The organism is Bacillus sp. T-10(2022), from assembly GCF_056502895.1.
Map to the genome: position 1 here is coordinate 1,265,923 of NZ_CP113518.1, position 18,114 is coordinate 1,284,036.

Below are 18,114 nucleotides of genomic sequence, written 5' to 3' on the forward strand. Positions count from 1 at the left end.
ATAGTAGGTTACATTTTTCCGGATCTGAAAATGGTGTAGAGCATAAGTAGGAACATCAGGGTTGCAACGACAAATCCAATCTCGATAACCGGTATTTTCCATAGGGTCAAGGTTTCCCCGCCTATTGCAGAGCCGATAATGAGACCGACCATGATTATGCTGAATGCAAGCAGGATAATACTGAATGACAGCCGGTTCGAGATTTGATCAAGCTTATGTAAAAATACTTGAAGTTCGGGAATGTTGATATCGAGCCGCAATTTCCCTTTTTTAATGATACCTGTCACTTCCTTGATATCCTTGGGCAGTTCGGCAATGGCTTCAGCAGACTCGATGAATTGATTCCAAGCGTTTTTCGCAATGTTTTTTGGATTGTAGCGTTCTTTAAAAAGCCTCTCCCCAAAAGGTTCAGCTGCCTTCATGATGCTGAAATTCGGATCTAACCCTTCGACAATGGCCTCCATGGTAAGCAGAGCCTTGCCGAGCATCGTGAATTCGGGTGGGATTTGGACTTGGTGCCGATTGGCAACAGTGAACAGGTCATTGACTGCTCCGCCTAAGCTGATTTGGCTCAATGGGATATCATAATATTTGTTTCGCAGTTCATCAATATCCCCCCTTAATGGGGCCATATCGATTTCGTCCGTCAGGAGGCCCATATCTGAAAGCGTCTTGATCAATCCATTGGTGCTTCCGCGTTTCAGGTTGATGACAAGCGAGGCGAACTGATATTTCGTTTCTTCCTCCAGACGTCCCACCATTCCGAAATCCATGAGTGCGACGACATTTCCCGGCAAAATGATGATATTGCCAGGATGGGGATCGCCGTGGTAAAAGCCATCGATCAATATTTGCTGAAGCATGGAGTTCGCTAATCTTTCCGCGATTTGCCGGCGATCATAACCTTCATCATCAAGCTGTTTATAATGATTGATCTTAATTCCTTGAATGAAATCCATCGTCAGGACCCTTTTTGTGGAATACTCCCAATGGATCCTTGGTACCTTAAACCCTTGATCACCGGTGAACTGCTTGGCAATTCTTTCCCCGTTTCGACCCTCGGAGTTATAATCGAGTTCTGCGCGGAGTGATTTAGCGAATTCATCAATCATTTTTCTGATTTGGTAGCGTCTTGCCCAAGATATGCGAGCTTCCATAAGTCTTGCCAAATCATCGAGAATTTCCAAATCCGTTTCCACTGTCGGCAGAATATCGGGCCGCTGCACTTTGATTGCTACGACTTCCTGTGAAGGAAGCCGTGCCGTATGGACCTGTCCAATTGAAGCGGTTGCCAGAGGGGTTTCATTAAATTCAAGAAAAATGTTTTCCAAAGAATCGCCCAATTCACTTTCGACAATTTTGCGAACCTTATCAAATGGAAAGGGGGTCACCTGGTCCTGTAGCTTTTCAAGTTCGCGGACGATCTCGTCGGGAACGAAATCACGCCTCGTGCTTGCAATCTGACCAAGTTTAATGAATGTTGGTCCCAAGCTTTGTAATATCTTATGCAGCCGCTCTCCGATTGAGCGGAGGTTCAGGTTTTCATCGGGTTGGAGTTTCGATCCCGCTTTGCTCTCGGATAATCCCAGGCGATAGATGAAGTAACCGAAACCATTTTTCAAGAAGGCATTAATGATTTCCTGGTAACGATGTGCGTGTTTCAGTCGCTTGCGAAACATTCAAGTACCTCCAGTCACGATTGTAAGTTTTGGTTCTGTTTCTCCAAAATTACGATACGGCGCTCCAATTCCTGAACTTCTTCTTTAGTTGCCAAGTTGAGGCCATTGAGCGCTTGATTGACTTTGGCCTTGACGGAATCATCCAGCTGCTTTTGGGCTTGTTCCCCTTTTTCGACCCATTGCTTCAAAAGGACCTTGGAGTCTTCTTTGCTGATATCGCCTTTTTTGACAAGAGAGTCCACTGCTTTTTCAATTTGCTCTTTTGTAGCAGCGGCAGCACCTAATCCTAAAGAAAACACATTTTTTAATAAGTCCATTTTTACATTCCTCCAATATAAGTATTTTACACCGTAAGAAAGATAATAGCGGATGCCGTTCACTCTGGTTCATTCTTGCTGTTATTATCTATCATACATCACTTTAGGGCAGCTAGAGAAATATAAGGATCCTGCAGGTAATGATGATAGGAAATTGTTTGAAGTGAAGCGAATTGGATATTATGATAGGGACAAACCTGTGAAAGTGAGGATGGAATAATGGGTTTCAAAAATAAAACGGTGATTGTAACAGGCGCTTCGAATGGTATAGGGAGAGGCGTGGCAAAGGGATATGCAGAAAGCGGCGCTTCAGTCGTTCTCGCAGATTTGGACGAGCGGGAAGGTCTTTCGTATGTGGAAGAGCTCAAAAGTAACGGTCATGAAGCCATGTTCGTCAAAACGGATGTGCGCAAGGAAGCTGACATCCGTCATTTGATGGATGTAACTCTAAAAACATATAAGACCATTGATATATTAATCAATAATGCAGGGAAGGCATTATTCAAATCGCTTTATGACCTGACGATTGAGGAATGGGACGATATGATGAATACGAATTTGCGCAGTGTTTTCCTTTGTTCCCGGGCTGCGGCAGAATCGATGCGGAAAAATGAAAAGGGAGGTGCAATCATCAATTTGGCATCAACCAGAGCGATGATGTCTGAGCCTGATTCGGAATCCTATGCAGCGACAAAAGGGGGGATCAAAGCACTGACACATGCACTTGCTGCTTCTTTAGGCAAAGAGAAAATTACGGTCAATTCGATTTCGCCGGGATGGATTGAAACGCGAGATTATGAATCGCTGAGGGATAAAGATCACCAGCAGCATTTTTCCAATCGGGTTGGCAAGCCTGAAGATATTGCAAGGGCCTGTCTTTATTTGACGGCACCGGAAAATGATTTCGTTACGGGTGCGGATCTTATCGTCGATGGAGGCATGACAAGAAAAATGATGTACGAGGAGTGATCTCATTTTTTTCGATAGAGATATTGCAGTTCAGTCCCGAGTTCACGGTTGAGCAGCTGTTCCATTTCTTCAAGCTCTTTTATGCCGATTGGGCCATCGGCAGCTGTCCAGTGAATGGTATAAACAAAATAGTAATCTCTTATTTTTCGGAAAATAACAGGCGAATTCGGGAATTGATCAAAAATTGCCCTGATATTATAGCGTCTCATGTAGGACCACTTAACAAGCTGCATGTAGCTACCCATCCTTTTCAAAAGAGATCAATGACTGCCATAGTGGCAGCCATTGGTCCGGTTCTTATTTATCGTTGAATAAATTGAATAAGCCTCTAGCTACGCTGCCTTCTTCGGAGGATCCTCCATTTTGCGGCGCTGCAGCAAATACACGGCTTGCAAGCCGGCTGAATGGCAAAGATTGCACCCAGACGGTTCCGGGTCCTTTTAATGTTGCAAAGAACAATCCTTCGCCTCCGAATAAAGCGGTTTTCACGCCTTTTACAGTTTCAATATTATAATCTACCCCGCTAGTCATTGCTACTAAACATCCTGTATCGACGCGTAAGATCTCTCCGGCAGCCAATTCTTTTTTATGGATCGTGCCGCCTGCATGAACGAAGGTCATTCCATCTCCTTCAAGTTTTTGCATAATGAAGCCTTCACCGCCAAAGAAGCCTGCCCCTATCTTTCTTTGAAACTCAATTCCGACTGAAACGCCTTTCGCTGCCGCAAGGAATGCGTCTTTTTGACAAATGATTTTCCCGCCGAGCTCGCTTAAATCCATCGGAATGATTTTACCTGGATAAGGCGAGGCGAATGAAACGTGTTTTTTATCTCGTCCTTCATTCGTAAAAGCCGTCATGAAAAGACTCTCACCAGTAAGGAGCCGTTTCCCGGCACCGAATAGCTTACCCATCATTCCGCTGTCACCATTCGAAGACCCATCGCCAAAGATGGTTTCCATCTTGATTTGATCTTCCATCATCATCAAACTTCCAGCTTCGGCAATCACCGTTTCCTGAGGGTCCAATTCCACTTCAACAAACTGCATGTCATCTCCATATAATTTAAAATCTATTTCATGGTTATTCATTTTCCATTCCTCCTATCAATCTTATTTTCATTGTAAAAGATAAACTCTTAACCTGCCAATATTTTTCAGTTTTCTGCTGTAATTTATATATTTTTGTTTTCACGGGTAAATCTAGTAAAATGAAGAAAGAAAAAACAGCATGACACTTAAGCTGAAATGAACCTTTTCTTAAGTGCAGGAGGAGACAGCCGTGGAGACTTACATACTATCATTGGACCAGGGAACGACAAGTTCCCGGGCCATTTTATTTAATAAAAGCGGGGAAGTTTTGCATATTGCCCAAAAGGAATTCACCCAATATTTCAGAAATCCTGGATGGGTGGAGCATAACGCCAATGAAATTTGGGGTTCCATCCTATCGGTAATCGCTTCCTGTCTATCGGAAATGAATGTAAAGCCTGAACAGATCGCTGGAATTGGCATAACGAATCAACGGGAAACGACCGTGGTATGGGATAAGGAAACAGGTCAGCCGATTCATCATGCCATCGTCTGGCAATCCCGGCAGACAAGCGAAATTTGTACGCAATTGAAGGATGAGGGCCTCGATGACTTATTTTTGCAGAAAACCGGATTATTGATTGATGCATATTTTTCCGGAACAAAGGTGAAATGGATTCTCGACCATGTAGATGGGGCACGGGAAAAGGCTGAAAACGGAGACTTATTGTTTGGTACGATCGATACGTGGCTGATATGGAAACTTTCGGGTGGTAAAGCACATGTAACCGATTATTCGAATGCTTCAAGGACGCTGATGTATAACATTCATGATCTGAAGTGGGACGAAGAGCTGCTGGAAATCCTGCAAGTGCCGCGATCGATGCTTCCGGATGTTCGTTCTTCATCGGAGATATACGGGAAAACAGCGCCACACCATTTCTTTGGGCACGAAATCCCGATTGCCGGAGCAGCGGGAGATCAACAGGCCGCCTTGTTCGGCCAAGAATGCTTTGAAAAAGGAATGGCTAAGAATACGTATGGCACCGGATGCTTCATGCTGATGAACACAGGAGAAAAGGCAGTGAAATCAGAGCATGGACTGTTGACCACGATTGCATGGGGTCTGAATGGAAAAGTCGAATATGCCTTGGAAGGCAGTATTTTTGTCGCAGGTTCAGCCATACAATGGTTAAGGGATGGGCTGAAAATCTTGAATGATCCGAAAGACAGTGAAAAGTATGCTTTGCGGGTCACTTCAGCCGATGGTGTCTATGTAGTTCCCGCATTTGTTGGATTAGGTACCCCTTATTGGGATAGTGATGTCAGGGGAGCTGTATTCGGACTGACAAGGGGGACATCGAAGGAGCATTTCGTCCGGGCAACATTGGAAGCATTGGCCTACCAGACAAAAGATGTCCTTAGCGCCATGGAAGTCGATTCAGGGATTAACCTAAAGGCATTGAGGGTCGATGGCGGCGTTGTCAAAAACAACTTCTTGATGGAATTTCAAAGCGGCCTCCTGAATGTACCAGTCGAAAGACCCGTTATTAGTGAAACGACAGCGTTAGGAGCGGCATATTTGGCTGGGCTCGCTGTCGGGTATTGGGAAAGTCAGGAAGAGATTTCAAAGCTATGGGCAGTCGATAAGAAATTCGAACCCGGGATGGAAGAACAGGAACGGAGGGATTTATATAATGGCTGGAAAAAGGCAGTTCAGGCGGCAAGGGTTTTTAAATAGAGTAAGTAAGGGTATTAATAGAGAGAGGAATACAGAACGTACAAACTTAAAAAAGGGGTGGTAATATGTTAGTTAAGGATTTCATGATAAGGGAAGTCTACGTAGCCCGTCCTGATTTTACATTAAAGGAAATTCTGCGGATCTTAATCGAAAATAAAGTGGGCGGGGTCCCCGTTGTGGATGAACATGATAAGCTATTGGGAATGGTGACGGACGGGGATATCCTCCGTTATTTGACACCTGCTGAGGAAGCCATCATGGGTTATTTCACCTACATTACGGTTCTTCCCGGTGAAGAATTGGATGAAAAGGTTACATCCAAAATGAATGATAAAGTCTCACAAATCATTAAAAATAAAAAGATTACAAAGTTATCTCCCGAAGATCCGTTAGATGAATTGATAAAGGTCCTTTCCAAGCATCATTTCAAGAAAATCCCCGTCGTGGACAAAAATGATAAAGTCGTCGGCATCATCAGCAGGGGAGATGCACTTAGGGCCCTTTATAAGGAATTCGTTCAAAAGCTGGAATAAATGGGCATCATAAAAAGGCCTGCTCGATTACGAGCAGGCCTTTTTTGTAATCATCATTGTTTGCTTTCTACTGCCTTGTCTGCATCAGATTCACCTTTTGCTCTTTTTTCCTTCAATTTAAAGTAGGCGTCCATTACGTCCCGCCCGATCCGTTTGTTTATATCATCAGAGGGCTTGCCTTGATACACCCATGGCACGACGACAGAAAATGCCACTTCCGGATTATTGTGGGGTGCATAACCTACAAGCGTCAAATTGATAGTCGGGACTGGAGCGCTATATTGATTTCTCCGCGGTCCGTCGTAAAAGGCCTCGGCAGTACCCGTTTTTGCTGCCGCACGGTAGGACTTACCGCCGAAATATTTATATGCCGTCCCGCCTGGCTCCTGTGCGACCTGTCTGAATCCTTCCTGGACACGTTGCATCCAAACGTCTTTTCCGCCTAAGTCGTTTAATACTTTAGGACTCATTGTTTTAAAAACGCTGCCCAATTCTTGGTGTTCGTTGGAAGGATTCCTGATTTCCCTGACCATATGGGGCTCAAGCCTTTTTCCGCCATTTGCAATCGTCGATACGTACTGTGCCAATTGCATAGGTGTATATGTATCATACTGCCCAATCGATAAATCCAGCAGCAATCCGTCTTTTGACATATCGACCCCTTTAAACCCTACGGATTCATTTGGCAGGTCGATGCCTGTACGGACACCCAATCCAAATTGGGCATAATGATTCCGCATGATTGAATAAGCTTCCCGGTTGATCCCTAACGGTCGATGAGGGACATAATGCCCGCCGCCAATTCTGATTGCCGTCATGAACATATAGACATTCGACGATTTCTTTAATGCAGAGACATCCGTTACATACCCTAAAGGGCTATAGGATTTTTTGGGTTTTGCACCAGCTAATAAAAGTGGATGGTCATGAAAGGCCGTACCTGGTGCGATCGCTCCAGTTTGAAAGCCTGTGTAGACCGTGGCTCCTTTAACAGATGACCCCATCGTATAGGAGGTCGTAATGTTTCCAAGGGCGAAATCGTTCATTTCGGTCAATCCTGTCTTACTGTTGCGGCCATATTGCCTGCCGGCCATCGTAAGAACCTCGCCTGTATTCGGGTCCATTAAAACGACGAAGGCACGATCCAATAAGTAGGTATTTCCCTTAGACTTGGCTCTGCGCAATTCGCTCTCGATGATTTTTTCAACCTGCTGCTGCAGCTCCATATCAATTGTAAGGATCAAGTCCTTTCCGCTTTGCCCTTCAGTGAGGGTATTCGTTTTGATGACTTCCCCTTTGCTCAGCACATTTTCAATCCGCGTCTTTTGACCGCGCAGGACATCTTCATATTGCTTTTCGATATAACTTTTTCCGACCCGGTCATTCCTGGTATAGTCGCGTGCCAGATAATAGTCGATATTTTCACTGGGAATGCCTTCTTCGGAAGAAGAGACCTTGCCAAGAACCGAACGGAGGGTCTCATCATACTTATAGGTCCTTTCCCAATCCGTCGTTACATCCACGCCTGGCATTTCATCCAAATGTTCACTGACCCTGGCGAATTCCTTAGTGGAAACATCTTTATTCTTTACGATCGAAGGTGCGAGGGCATAGCCGCTATTGAATTCCCTGAAGATGGCGATCACTTCCAATTCTTCCTTGGTGAATTCCTTGATATCCTCATCGGTTACCCGTTCCATTTGAAGTTTGTATAAATCTTTTTGCTCCATTTTCTTTTCGATGACTTTCTTCTTCTCGGCCTTGGTGATCAAGGCTTCGGCCTCTTTCGGATGCTTTAAAATCCAAAAATCCTTTTTATCCGGCAGGGTTACCTTTTTGGTATCTTTTTCTATCAGGGTGGCAAGGACCTCTGCCGTCTTCACCATATCGGCCGTTTTCGTATTCGGGTATTTCGTATAGGTGATGGCATTACGCGGCTCATTATCAACGACCGGATTCAAGTTGCGGTCATACATCTTGCCACGGGGAACGGGGGTATTGGCCACATCGTTTTCCGTTCGGTCGACTTCGCGGAGGTAATCATCCCCATACACGATTTGGACGATGCCAAGCCGGATTATTAAGCTTGAAAATAAAATGAATATTAAAAAGAACATAAAGTTCAGTCGGAAAGGAATTGGGGTTTTTTTCTTTTTTTCTTTGGCCATCATTAACATTCCTTTCTAGTAAAAGTAAAAAATAAGAAAATTCCTATCTCCAATGATATATAAAATTAACTTATTTTTCTATGCTTTATCCGTAAATTTATCTATATTTCCAAAAGAATGTTTTGTAGTCATATAATTCCTAGTAATCTTATAATTGGGAAAATTGATATAATAGATAAATAGAGGAAGAAGCGGTCCAGCGGCAATCATTAGTAGGGATGCGTGGTTGGGGTGCTCATATAAAAAAGGGGAGCATAAATCAAGGTACTTGGAAAGAAGTCTTGTACATGAACGATTAATGACTATAACCCTAATTCACTACAACGACTTAAGTACCATGATTTTATCTTGCTTCATATTTCCTAACGGGAGTTTGAGTCGTGACACTGATAACCTCTTTGAAATATCCGCATAGCTCAAGCCATTTTTCAGGGTAAATATAGTTGAAGCGTTCGATCGTTTCTAGGGAGTGAAGCACAAGGCAATCGATTTGACCCGTTTTTTTACTTTGTAAATTGAATAGAAGCTCATGCGGGATTGTGTAATAAGGGTGGATTTGATACGGATTGAGTATGACCGGGGAAATATTCTTCTCTTCCATATACTTGTCCGTCACGATCTTTTGGATTGCAAAGCTTTCATCTGTATGTAAATCCCCGATTTTGTAATTTGGGTTCAATAGTACAATGCCTCTCATTTGCTTCACCCATCCTTTTTGCTAACCATTCTTGCCAAATGGGGGAAGGGATATTCAAAGTAAGAGGCTTCATGCTAGAAAATGGCTTTCATTCCGTTAAGGGTTTTGAGATGCGTGACATTTTCGAGCACCTCGTTGGTCAGGTCCGCCCTTTTAATGATCGGTAAGCTTCGTAAATCTTCTATGAAGCTTTCATTCGTGAACCAATCAAAGGAATGGGGAGGAAAGACTAGATGATCTTTCCATGCATCATGAAGAGTGGGGCTGTAAACTTTATCATCTTTTGACGTGGATGCATCAGAGGTATATATGCTTGCCCAGTAATCCTCTCTTGAACCCGTGTGGGGAATCTCTTTTGTAAATTGGCCAACACCGCGAAAAACCACCGGATGCTGAAAAAGAAGCTCATATAATGATTTGCCCGTTTCAATACGCTGTTTCGGGTCGGCAAAGCGTTCAACGGTAAGGCCTGTCAAGGAATGAAATCCTTTTTGCTTGTTTGCATAAGGAAAAATCACTTTCATGAAGCCTAAGTATTCCTGCAGTTGAAAATCAAGCCTGCGGAGGATTTCGCCATGACGGGTGCGTTTTAATATCCTTTCCTGAAGCATTCTTTGTTCATTGATGATAAGGGCCGTTGTCAAAAGGGGGGAATGGGGCTCTTCAATGAAAGATTCCCAAATCGGGGCCATGAATCTTGAAATGCGGAATACCGGTAAATACCTTCTTAGCGGAAGTTCTTTTTGTTTGGAATGTTCATATAAAAGAAGCTGGGGGAAAGCATCAGCAAATATGGCTGAATTGGCGCGCTCAAGGAACAGGAAGAATTTCTGCCGTTCCGCTCGGTCAAGGAGGTGGGTCATGATTGAACTTTTCAAGTCAGACATATGGTATCCTCCATTCCTCGAAACCATATGTGCTAAAAAGGCCCAATGGACCTCTGGATTACGATTGTAAAAGGCAAGATATGCTTGTGTTCTTGTGATATTGTTCCGGTTCAAGGCAGCCGTCACGGTTCGAATCCTTTTTATAAGAGCGGTTTCCTCAGGGAAAAAAGCTTTTGACTCATCAAAAGGCTGAAAGAGCTCTTTTTGTAAAAGGGATTTTAGCGTGACATATCTTTCAGCATCGATGATGGGTTTTGTTTTGGCAGGGTGTTTACCCAACAGCTTTTTCAAATATTGGGAGAGCATACAATCACCACGAATGTTTTTCGATCATTATATGCAGAGCCGTCAAGAAAGGGGCATTGCATTTGCAACGCCCCCAGGTGATGTCATTTTTTTTTCTTCTTTTCCCGGTACAATAAAATATAATAGACTATCCAGAAAAGAAACACAGGAATGAAGGATAAAAATCTATATTGGACCGGTACGGCAAATAAGATGAAAATGGATGATAATAAAAAGGGAACCGCCAGGAGTATATATTTTCTCCATTGCATATGCTGAACCTCCTTAGGTTACGTCATCCTATAAGAATAAAGGAATATCCATCAATAATCTAGAAAAGTCGCAATTGACAAAAATAAGCAAACGTAGTAATCTTTAAATATAAGTTAAAAATTACCATTAATTTAAAAAAAGGAGGCGAACGTCATGACTAAATCAGTTAAGCACAGTGATGTCATAATCGAATATCATACGTCCGCCTGCCCAGAGACCTTGTCTTTCTAGACAAGGGATCCGACGTGTTCATTGATCATTTTAAAGCGCAGGTTGTGGAATTTTCGCGGCCTGCGCTTTTATATGTGTTATTACGCATCTAAAAAAGCTTCCGCTAATTGGCGGGGGCTTTTTGGCATTTGGGATACAGGTGCATTAGCATCCTTTCCATATAAAAGATAGGAGGAATTTAAAATGAGACAAAAGACATTGGAAATTTTATTGAAGCCGGGAGATCCAGAAAGCGGTTAGCGAGTGAAAGATTTGACCAAAAGGGAGGGGAATTCATGTTTGCGATTTTTAAAAAGCTGTCCTGGTTCTTTAAAGAACAGTGGCAGCGTTACACCTTGGCTATTTTATTTCTATGTCTAGTGAATATCTTGGAGGTTATCCCGCCAAAACTTGTCGGGAATGCCATCGATGATATGAACAATGGCACCATGACGCAGGAAGCGGTCATGAAATACGTTATTTATTTGCTCATGGTACTGATCGGCAGTTACATATTTGGTTACTTATGGAGTTATCTGTTATTCGGCGGAGGTAACCTGGTCGAACGAAAACTAAGGTCCGGATTTATGGGCCATTTGCTGAAAATGACGCCGAGCTTTTATGAAAAAAACCGTACAGGGGATTTAATGGCAAGGGCAACCAATGATTTAAAGGCAATATCCCTCACGGCTGGTTTCGGGATATTGACCCTCGTTGACGCAGTGCTGTTCACCATAACGGTAGTAGTCATGATGGGGGCCACGATCAGCTGGCAGTTGACGATTGCGGCGGTGCTGCCGCTTCCGATCATGGCAGTGATGATGCAAATTTACGTGAAGAAAATTTACAAACGTTTTACGGATGCACAAGCAGCCTTTGGTACTTTAAATGACAAGGTCCTGGAATCCATTTCAGGTGTCCGTGTTATCCGGGCCTATGTCCAGGAACGGGAAGATGAAAAGCGGTTTGATGAAATGACCGAGGATGTATATCGCAAAAATCTAGCCGTGGCAAGAATCGATGCCCTCTTTGATCCGACGATAAGCATTATCATCGGCATCAGTTATTTAATCGGGTTGGGCTATGGCGCTTATCTTGTGTTTCAACAGGCCATAACGCTTGGCGGACTTGTTTCGTTCAATGTGTACCTAGGCATGTTAATCTGGCCGATGATCGCGGTGGGTGAACTGATCAATGTCATGCAAAGGGGAAATGCTTCACTAGATCGTGTTCAGGATACCCTTTCACATGAAGCGGATGTGAAGAATTCAGTTGGGCTGGGGAGTATTGCGAATCCGGGAAATATCCAATTCGATTCAGTGTATTTTACATACCCTTCCTCAACGGTTGTGAATCTATCCAATATTTCCGTTCAGCTTGAGCGCGGTCAAACATTGGGGATAGTGGGGAAAACAGGTAGTGGAAAAACGACATTCGTGAAGCAATTGCTGCGGGAATACCCTTTAGGAAAAGGTGAAATCGCTTTTTCAGGCATGCCGCTGGAGCAACTGACCCTTGAAGATATTCGTAAATGGATCGGCTACGTTCCACAGGACCATTTTTTATTCTCGAAGTCTGTTAGGGATAACATCTTATTCGGTAAAATGGATGCAACGGAAGATGAACTGGCTAAAGCTATCCGGCTTGCGGATTTTGAGAAGGACTTAATGATGCTGCCAAACCGTCTTGAGACACTAGTGGGTGAGAAGGGTGTCGCACTATCCGGAGGGCAAAAGCAGAGGATTTCGATTGCCAGGGCACTGATCAAAAATCCAGAAATCCTTATATTGGATGATTCCTTATCTGCTGTAGATGCAAAAACGGAGACGACGATCATCGAAAATATCCAAAATGAACGAGCAGGGAAAACGACCATCATCACAACCCATCGCTTATCAGCCGTTCAGCACGCGGACAGGATTATTGTGTTGGACAGCGGAGAGATCATCGAAGAGGGGACTCATGAGGATTTGCTGCTTAAAGATGGCTGGTATAAGGAGCAATATGAGCGACAGCAGGTTGACGAAGGGAAGGAGGTGAAGGCATGAAGGTCGTAAAGAAACTTTTTAATTATGCTGCACTTTATAAAAAATTGATCATTGGCGCACTGATCATGCTGGCACTTTCGGTAGCCGCCGATTTAACGGGTCCTTTCGTTGCCAAGAAAATCATCGATTCACATATACTTGGCATTGAATCTTCCTGGTATGAGACGGATAAAGGAAAAGATGCTGTCAAGTACGATGGAAATTGGTATAAACGGGCTGATTACTTTGCAAAAGGTGAGAAGAAAGGCAGGGAAGTCCATGTTCTGCAGGTTGGCAATCAATTTGTCTTCGTAAATGAAGCTGTCCCTATTGATGGGCGCAGAACCTTGGAGGACCAATCATTGATCATCAGGAAAGACGGGAAAGAGCAACGTTCACAAGCAGTGAAATTGACAAGTCAGGAAGTGATGGGATTTTACCAACCGGAAATCCCTCGGATCATTAAGCTTGTGGCTTTTTATTTTAGCCTTGTCATCCTTTCCTCCATTTTTCAATATGGACAGAGCTTTTATTTACAGAAAGCGGCGAACCGAATCATACAGAAGATGCGAAATGATATTTTTAAGCACATTTCCCGTCTGCCGATACGTTATTTCGATAATATGCCGGCGGGTAAAGTTGTGGCAAGGGTCACTAATGATACGGAAGCGATCCGGGAATTATATGTAACCGTGCTCGCCAACTTTTTCTCGAGTACAATTAATATCTTCGGCGTTCTAATTGCTTTGTATATTCTGGATCCACGAGTCGGTACCATTGGCACTTTACTTATTCCGATCATCGTCATCTGGACGATGGTATACCGTAAATTCGCCTCGAAATATAATCACATCATTCGGGAACGGGTCAGCGATATTAATGGGATGATCAATGAATCCATTTCTGGAATGAGCATCATCCAGGCATTTGGACGTGAAAAGGAGACGAAGCAATCTTTTGAAAACCTGAACCGGGAGCATTATTCCTATCAAAATAAAATGCTCCATTTAAATTCGTTGACGGGTGGAAACTTGATTGGCGTCATTAAGGTTTTGGCGCTAATGGCATTCGTCTGGTATTTCGGCGGGATTTCCCTTACAGCGAGTTCGGCCATTTCCTTAGGGATGATGTATGCAATTGTTGATTTGATCAGCCGCCTGCTTCATCCGCTTCATGGAATCGTCAATCAGTTCGCTAACCTTGAACAGGCGCTTGTTGCAGGGGAGCGGGCATTCAGTTTATTGGATGAGCAGGGATTGGCAGTCAGTGATGAAAACATATCCAGATACAAAGGAAACGTTCAATTCGAAAATGTTTCTTTTGGTTATAAGGATAATGAATATGTGCTAAGGGACATTTCCTTTTCCGCTAAACAAGGCGAAACGGTCGCTTTAGTTGGCCACACCGGGTCAGGAAAAAGTTCCATAATGAATTTATTGTTCCGCTTTTATGACAGCAGTGAAGGCCAAATTAAAATCGATGGCAGAAATATATTGGATATCCCCCATCAAACGCTTAGGGAGCATATGGGAATCGTCCTTCAGGATCCCTATTTATTCACTGGCACCATCGCCTCCAATATCAGTCTGAATCATAAAGGCATCACAAGGGAAATGGTTGAAAAAGCATTAAGAGATGTCGGGGGGGACAAAGTGCTGAAGCATCTTCCTTTAGGGCTTGACGAACCCGTAATCGAAAAAGGCGGAACGCTGTCTTCCGGACAGCGGCAGCTAATCTCTTTTGCACGTGCTCTTGCATTCAATCCGGCCATATTGATTTTGGATGAAGCGACAGCAAGCATCGACACCGAAACCGAGGCAATTATCCAGGAGGGAATGGAAGTGCTGAAAAAAGGGAGAACGACCTTCATCATTGCACATAGACTTTCCACGATAAAAAATGCCGACCAAATTCTTGTACTGGATAAAGGGCGGATTGCAGAACTTGGTACACATGAGGAATTAATGGAACTAAAAGGGAAGTACTATCAAATGTATGAACTGCAGGCTGGTCCGCATAAAGGCATGGCTGGCTGACACAATTGAATAAGGGTGGTTCATCAAGATTAAACTATAAATAGGGTGCCGACTATTGGTACCCCCAAGCATAATGATTGATAATAGTAATCATTACGTTTAAGATATACCTATACTGACGATGAGGTGATAAAAGTGAAACAAGAAATTCATCCCGATTATCAACAAGTGGTATTCATGGATACCAACAGTGGGTATAAATTTTTGACAGGTTCCACTAAGACTTCCAATGAAACGATCGTTTGGGAAGACGGGCAAACGTATCCATTATTAAAAGTGGAAATCAGCTCGGATACGCACCCTTTTTTTACTGGAAAGCAGAAGTTTGCTGAAAAAGGCGGACGGGTGGATCGCTTCCTGGATAAATATAATATGAAGAAATGAGAGTCAGGCCATCGGGAAATCGATGGCCTTTTTTTATGACTGGGTAGAAAAAGAGTTAATGATGAAAGGAAAAAGGGTGCCCATAAAATATGAGGCACCCATCTTTTAATCATTTTGCAGCAATTGCTTCCCCTTTGGCAATATTGACGAGGGCCGCATCGAAGTCCTTGATTATATCGTCCGGATTTTCAAGTCCGACAGAGAGGCGGAGCAAGCTGTTCGTGATGCCTCGCTTTTCCCTTTCATCAGCAGGCATGGCAGCATGGGACATTTTGGCCGGGTAGGATAATATGGATTCGACCGCTCCCAGGCTTACCGCAAAAACAGGGAGCTCGACAGTGTTCACGAAGGAACGGAAGATTTCCTCACTTTCCAATTCAAATGACAGGACCGCACCTGCTCCAAGTGACTGGCCTTTCTGGATGGCGTGCTGTGGATGATCGGCTAGGCCGGGATAATACACTTTTTTCACCAAGGGCTGCTCCTTTAAATAGGCTGCAATCTTTTCTGCCCCTTTTTGTGAATGTTCCATTCTAACTGACAAGGTTTTCAAACCTCTCATTACAAGCCAGGCATCCTGTACACCAAGGACCGCTCCAAAGGAGTTTTGGAGCGAACCGAGTCTTGCCGCCAATTCCGGATCTTTCACGACCGCAAGCCCAGCTACCACATCACTATGTCCGGATAAAAACTTCGTCGCGCTATGAAGGACAACATCAGCGCCCAGATTCAGCGGTTTTTGCAATGCCGGCGTCAAGAATGTGTTATCAACAAAACTTAAGGCACCGGCTTTTTTTGCGATATCACATACAGCTTGAATATCGGTCACTTTAAGTAACGGATTTGAAGGCGTTTCGATGTATATGGCCTTGGTATTTGGCTGAACGGCCGCTTTGACGCTTTCAAGGTCCGTCATGTCAACGAAGGTATGCTCAATATTGAAACGGGTCAATACGCTAGTGACCATCCTGAACGTTCCGCCATACACATCTTCGGAAATGACGATATGGTCTCCGGCAGACAATAGCAGGAAGGCTGTTGAAATGGCAGCCATACCTGATGAAAAGGCAAAGCCGTGAGTGCCTTCCTCAAGATCGGCAATGATATCTTCAAGTGCTTCGCGAGTTGGGTTCCCGCTTCTGCTGTAGTCATATTTGCCGAATTGATTGATATCGGATTGATGGAAAGTCGATGCATGCTGAATGGGGACGCTCACACCGCCAGTTGCCGGATCGAATTTATGTTGATTATGAAGTAATTTCGTTTCAAAGCTAAAATCATGACCTGTCATCGTAGTGCCTCCCTTTTTACATGTGCGAATGCTTGCTGCAGGTCACCAATCAAATCATCGCTATCCTCGATGCCAACGGAGAAGCGGAGCAGGCGATTACAAACCCCATTTGCCGTTCTGACCTCAAGCGGTATATCGGCATGTGTTTGTGTGGCAGGATAGGTGATGAAGCTTTCAACCCCTCCAAGGCTTTCTGCAAAGGAAATTAATGAGAGCGATTGTAAAAATGGGTTAACAGCCGCTTCATCAATGATGCGGAAAGAAATCATGCCGCCTCTGCCGGGATACAATACATCCGTGACACAATCATGCTCCGATAAGTAATCTACAAGTATTTTGGCATTCTTTTCATGACGCTCCATCCGCAATGCCAGGGTTTTCATTCCGCGCATCAACAGCCAAGAATCAAATGGGCTCAAGACAGCTCCAGTACCATTATGATGGAAGGCAAGTGCATCACATAATTCAGCGCCGCTAGCCACGATCAGTCCGGCGAGCACATCATTATGACCACCGAGATACTTGGTTGCACTGTGAATCACAATATCCGCTCCAAGCAGGATGGGTTGTTGAATAAGAGGCGTGTAAAAAGTGTTATCAACGATTAACAATAAATTATATCGTTTGGCCAATGCGGCAACGGCGCTAATGTCCGTTTGCTGCATAAGGGGGTTAGTGGGAGTTTCGATGAAGATGGCTTTCGTGTGAGGAGTGATGGCTTTTTCGATATCCTCCAAACAACAAGTGTTTACATAGTCACACTGCAATCCCCATTTTTTAAAACCTTGTTCTAACAGACGATATGTACCGCCATAAAGATCTTCGCTGACAATCCATGCATCCCCGGATTTAAAAAGGGCGAGAATGGTTGAGATGGCGGCCATTCCTGAACTGCAGGCATAACCTTGGTCTCCTTTTTCCAGATCGGCGATGGATCGCTCCAATAGCTGGCGTGTAGGGTTACCTGTCCTTGTGTAGTCGAATCCCGTCGATTGGCCAATTCCTTCGTGACGAAAGGCTGTTGAAAAGTATACCGGCGGATTGACTGTTCCTGTCGCCGTTTCGCTGCGATTTCCTAATTGAGCAAGATATGTTTCAGTTTTATACATGGTTTTCACTGCTCCTTTGAGTTATATAAAATAAAAAAAAGTCTTCTTTAAGAAGAAGACTTTGATTAAGTAAGGATGAGTCATTCTTCTTATCTTCCAAGTTCACAAACTTGTGGAATTAGCACCTTTTCATTGGTTTGAAACAAATGAAGGTTGCTGAGGTGTCATCGGGCCATTCCCTCTACCTCTCTCGATAAGAGTTTAGATTATTCAATTTCTTTTGAATTTACTATATATACAAAATACTGTCAAGGACATTTTGGTAGTGATGATGCTTTGATGTTCATGGCCAGGTCAATCGAAGCCTAGCGGTGCCTACACTTTATGTATTAAAAAAGAATATCCGAATTTTCATATAAACATGAAGGGAACATGGATTTTTCAGAAAAAATGGAAAGGGTCAGCGGGATATTTTTGCTTTAAAATAATAAAGTTTGTACAATGTATGGAGAGAAAGAATAATCCGACATTATTCATTT

The 18,114-nt window shown here is 43.7% G+C and carries 16 protein-coding genes and 1 riboswitch; of the genes, 6 read left to right on the forward strand and 10 right to left on the reverse strand.

Annotation, left to right across the window (positions count from 1 at the left end):
- Window positions 1-8: 8 nt before the first annotated feature.
- Together OSJ91_RS06155 and OSJ91_RS06160 are read right to left on the reverse strand one after the other, a co-directional pair.
- Window positions 9-1,679 carry an ABC1 kinase family protein gene (locus OSJ91_RS06155; RefSeq protein WP_485891225.1) on the reverse strand — a complete coding sequence of 557 codons (1,671 nt, stop codon included), beginning with the start codon at window positions 1,677-1,679 and terminating at the stop codon, window positions 9-11.
- 14 nt (window positions 1,680-1,693) lie between these two features.
- The gene (locus OSJ91_RS06160; protein WP_063232312.1) at window positions 1,694-1,996 is read right to left on the reverse strand and encodes a phasin family protein; all 303 of its coding nucleotides are present in this window, start codon (window positions 1,994-1,996) and stop codon (window positions 1,694-1,696) included.
- A gap of 219 nt (window positions 1,997-2,215) precedes the next feature.
- On the opposite strand from OSJ91_RS06160, the gene OSJ91_RS06165 reads away from it, so the two are divergent.
- Window positions 2,216-2,965, forward strand: a complete 750-nt coding sequence (locus tag OSJ91_RS06165; protein ID WP_350301647.1) for an SDR family NAD(P)-dependent oxidoreductase — start codon at window positions 2,216-2,218, stop codon at window positions 2,963-2,965.
- A 2-nt stretch (window positions 2,966-2,967) separates the two neighbouring features.
- Here OSJ91_RS06165 and OSJ91_RS06170 read toward each other — a convergent pair whose 3' ends face one another.
- Window positions 2,968-3,174 (reverse strand): hypothetical protein, encoded by a 207-nt coding sequence (locus OSJ91_RS06170; RefSeq protein ID WP_485891226.1) that lies wholly within the window; start codon window positions 3,172-3,174, stop codon window positions 2,968-2,970.
- Between the two features lie 88 nt (window positions 3,175-3,262).
- Entirely contained in the window at window positions 3,263-4,054 is a 792-nt protein-coding gene (locus tag OSJ91_RS06175; RefSeq protein WP_048687434.1) for a TIGR00266 family protein, read from the reverse strand.
- Between the two features lie 190 nt (window positions 4,055-4,244).
- On the opposite strand from OSJ91_RS06175, the gene glpK reads away from it, so the two are divergent.
- Together glpK and OSJ91_RS06185 are read left to right on the forward strand one after the other, a co-directional pair.
- Window positions 4,245-5,735, forward strand: coding sequence for a glycerol kinase GlpK (glpK, locus tag OSJ91_RS06180; protein WP_485891227.1), 1,491 nt, complete (start codon window positions 4,245-4,247; stop codon window positions 5,733-5,735).
- Between the two features lie 65 nt (window positions 5,736-5,800).
- Window positions 5,801-6,268, forward strand: a complete 468-nt coding sequence (locus OSJ91_RS06185) for a CBS domain-containing protein (protein WP_485891228.1) — start codon at window positions 5,801-5,803, stop codon at window positions 6,266-6,268.
- A gap of 53 nt (window positions 6,269-6,321) precedes the next feature.
- Here the strand turns inward: OSJ91_RS06185 and OSJ91_RS06190 are convergent, their stop codons facing one another.
- The 4 genes from OSJ91_RS06190 to OSJ91_RS06205 all read right to left on the reverse strand — a co-directional run bounded on the left by OSJ91_RS06190 (window position 6,322) and on the right by OSJ91_RS06205 (window position 10,577).
- Entirely contained in the window at window positions 6,322-8,436 is a 2,115-nt protein-coding gene (locus OSJ91_RS06190; protein WP_485891858.1) for a peptidoglycan D,D-transpeptidase FtsI family protein, read from the reverse strand.
- A gap of 343 nt (window positions 8,437-8,779) precedes the next feature.
- Window positions 8,780-9,133: a hypothetical protein gene (locus OSJ91_RS06195; RefSeq protein ID WP_350301650.1), complete on the reverse strand. Its 354-nt coding sequence runs from the start codon at window positions 9,131-9,133 to the stop codon at window positions 8,780-8,782.
- Between the two features lie 74 nt (window positions 9,134-9,207).
- Window positions 9,208-10,326 carry a DUF2515 family protein gene (locus tag OSJ91_RS06200; RefSeq protein WP_350301651.1) on the reverse strand — a complete coding sequence of 373 codons (1,119 nt, stop codon included), beginning with the start codon at window positions 10,324-10,326 and terminating at the stop codon, window positions 9,208-9,210.
- Window positions 10,327-10,409: 83 nt separating this feature from the next.
- Window positions 10,410-10,577, reverse strand: coding sequence for a hypothetical protein (locus OSJ91_RS06205; RefSeq protein WP_350301652.1), 168 nt, complete (start codon window positions 10,575-10,577; stop codon window positions 10,410-10,412).
- A gap of 507 nt (window positions 10,578-11,084) precedes the next feature.
- Between OSJ91_RS06205 and OSJ91_RS06210 the strand changes: the two genes are divergently transcribed.
- The 3 genes from OSJ91_RS06210 (at window position 11,085) to OSJ91_RS06220 (ending at window position 15,235) form a co-directional block, all read left to right on the forward strand.
- Window positions 11,085-12,836: an ABC transporter ATP-binding protein gene (locus OSJ91_RS06210; protein WP_485891229.1), complete on the forward strand. Its 1,752-nt coding sequence runs from the start codon at window positions 11,085-11,087 to the stop codon at window positions 12,834-12,836.
- Window positions 12,833-14,851, forward strand: a complete 2,019-nt coding sequence (locus OSJ91_RS06215) for an ABC transporter ATP-binding protein (protein WP_485891230.1) — start codon at window positions 12,833-12,835, stop codon at window positions 14,849-14,851. The genes OSJ91_RS06210 and OSJ91_RS06215 overlap by 4 nt, the downstream gene beginning before the upstream one ends.
- Window positions 14,852-14,986: 135 nt before the next feature.
- A complete protein-coding gene (locus tag OSJ91_RS06220; protein ID WP_350301655.1) occupies window positions 14,987-15,235 on the forward strand; it encodes a type B 50S ribosomal protein L31 in 249 nt (82 codons plus the stop codon).
- Between the two features lie 109 nt (window positions 15,236-15,344).
- On the opposite strand, the gene metC is transcribed toward OSJ91_RS06220, so the two are convergent.
- Window positions 15,345-16,526: a cystathionine beta-lyase gene (gene metC, locus OSJ91_RS06225; protein ID WP_485891231.1), complete on the reverse strand. Its 1,182-nt coding sequence runs from the start codon at window positions 16,524-16,526 to the stop codon at window positions 15,345-15,347.
- Entirely contained in the window at window positions 16,523-17,635 is a 1,113-nt protein-coding gene (locus OSJ91_RS06230; RefSeq protein ID WP_350301657.1) for a methionine biosynthesis PLP-dependent protein, read from the reverse strand. The genes metC and OSJ91_RS06230 overlap by 4 nt, the downstream gene beginning before the upstream one ends.
- An 86-nt stretch (window positions 17,636-17,721) precedes the next feature.
- A riboswitch (SAM riboswitch) is annotated at window positions 17,722-17,835 on the reverse strand.
- Window positions 17,836-18,114: the final 279 nt, after the last annotated feature.

Coding starts and splice junctions, on each gene's coding strand:
- OSJ91_RS06175 (WP_048687434.1), bottom strand. CDS start 4,054: ATGAATAACCATGAAATAGATTTTAAATTATATGGAGATGACATGCAG.
- metC (WP_485891231.1), bottom strand. CDS start 16,526: ATGACAGGTCATGATTTTAGCTTTGAAACGAAATTACTTCATAATCAA.
- OSJ91_RS06165 (WP_350301647.1), top strand. CDS start 2,216: ATGGGTTTCAAAAATAAAACGGTGATTGTAACAGGCGCTTCGAATGGT.
- OSJ91_RS06230 (WP_350301657.1), bottom strand. CDS start 17,635: ATGTATAAAACTGAAACATATCTTGCTCAATTAGGAAATCGCAGCGAA.
- OSJ91_RS06190 (WP_485891858.1), bottom strand. CDS start 8,436: ATGGCCAAAGAAAAAAAGAAAAAAACCCCAATTCCTTTCCGACTGAAC.
- OSJ91_RS06155 (WP_485891225.1), bottom strand. CDS start 1,679: ATGTTTCGCAAGCGACTGAAACACGCACATCGTTACCAGGAAATCATT.
- OSJ91_RS06185 (WP_485891228.1), top strand. CDS start 5,801: ATGTTAGTTAAGGATTTCATGATAAGGGAAGTCTACGTAGCCCGTCCT.
- OSJ91_RS06205 (WP_350301652.1), bottom strand. CDS start 10,577: ATGCAATGGAGAAAATATATACTCCTGGCGGTTCCCTTTTTATTATCA.
- OSJ91_RS06200 (WP_350301651.1), bottom strand. CDS start 10,326: ATGCTCTCCCAATATTTGAAAAAGCTGTTGGGTAAACACCCTGCCAAA.
- OSJ91_RS06160 (WP_063232312.1), bottom strand. CDS start 1,996: ATGGACTTATTAAAAAATGTGTTTTCTTTAGGATTAGGTGCTGCCGCT.
- OSJ91_RS06170 (WP_485891226.1), bottom strand. CDS start 3,174: ATGAGACGCTATAATATCAGGGCAATTTTTGATCAATTCCCGAATTCG.
- OSJ91_RS06215 (WP_485891230.1), top strand. CDS start 12,833: ATGAAGGTCGTAAAGAAACTTTTTAATTATGCTGCACTTTATAAAAAA.
- OSJ91_RS06210 (WP_485891229.1), top strand. CDS start 11,085: ATGTTTGCGATTTTTAAAAAGCTGTCCTGGTTCTTTAAAGAACAGTGG.
- OSJ91_RS06195 (WP_350301650.1), bottom strand. CDS start 9,133: ATGAGAGGCATTGTACTATTGAACCCAAATTACAAAATCGGGGATTTA.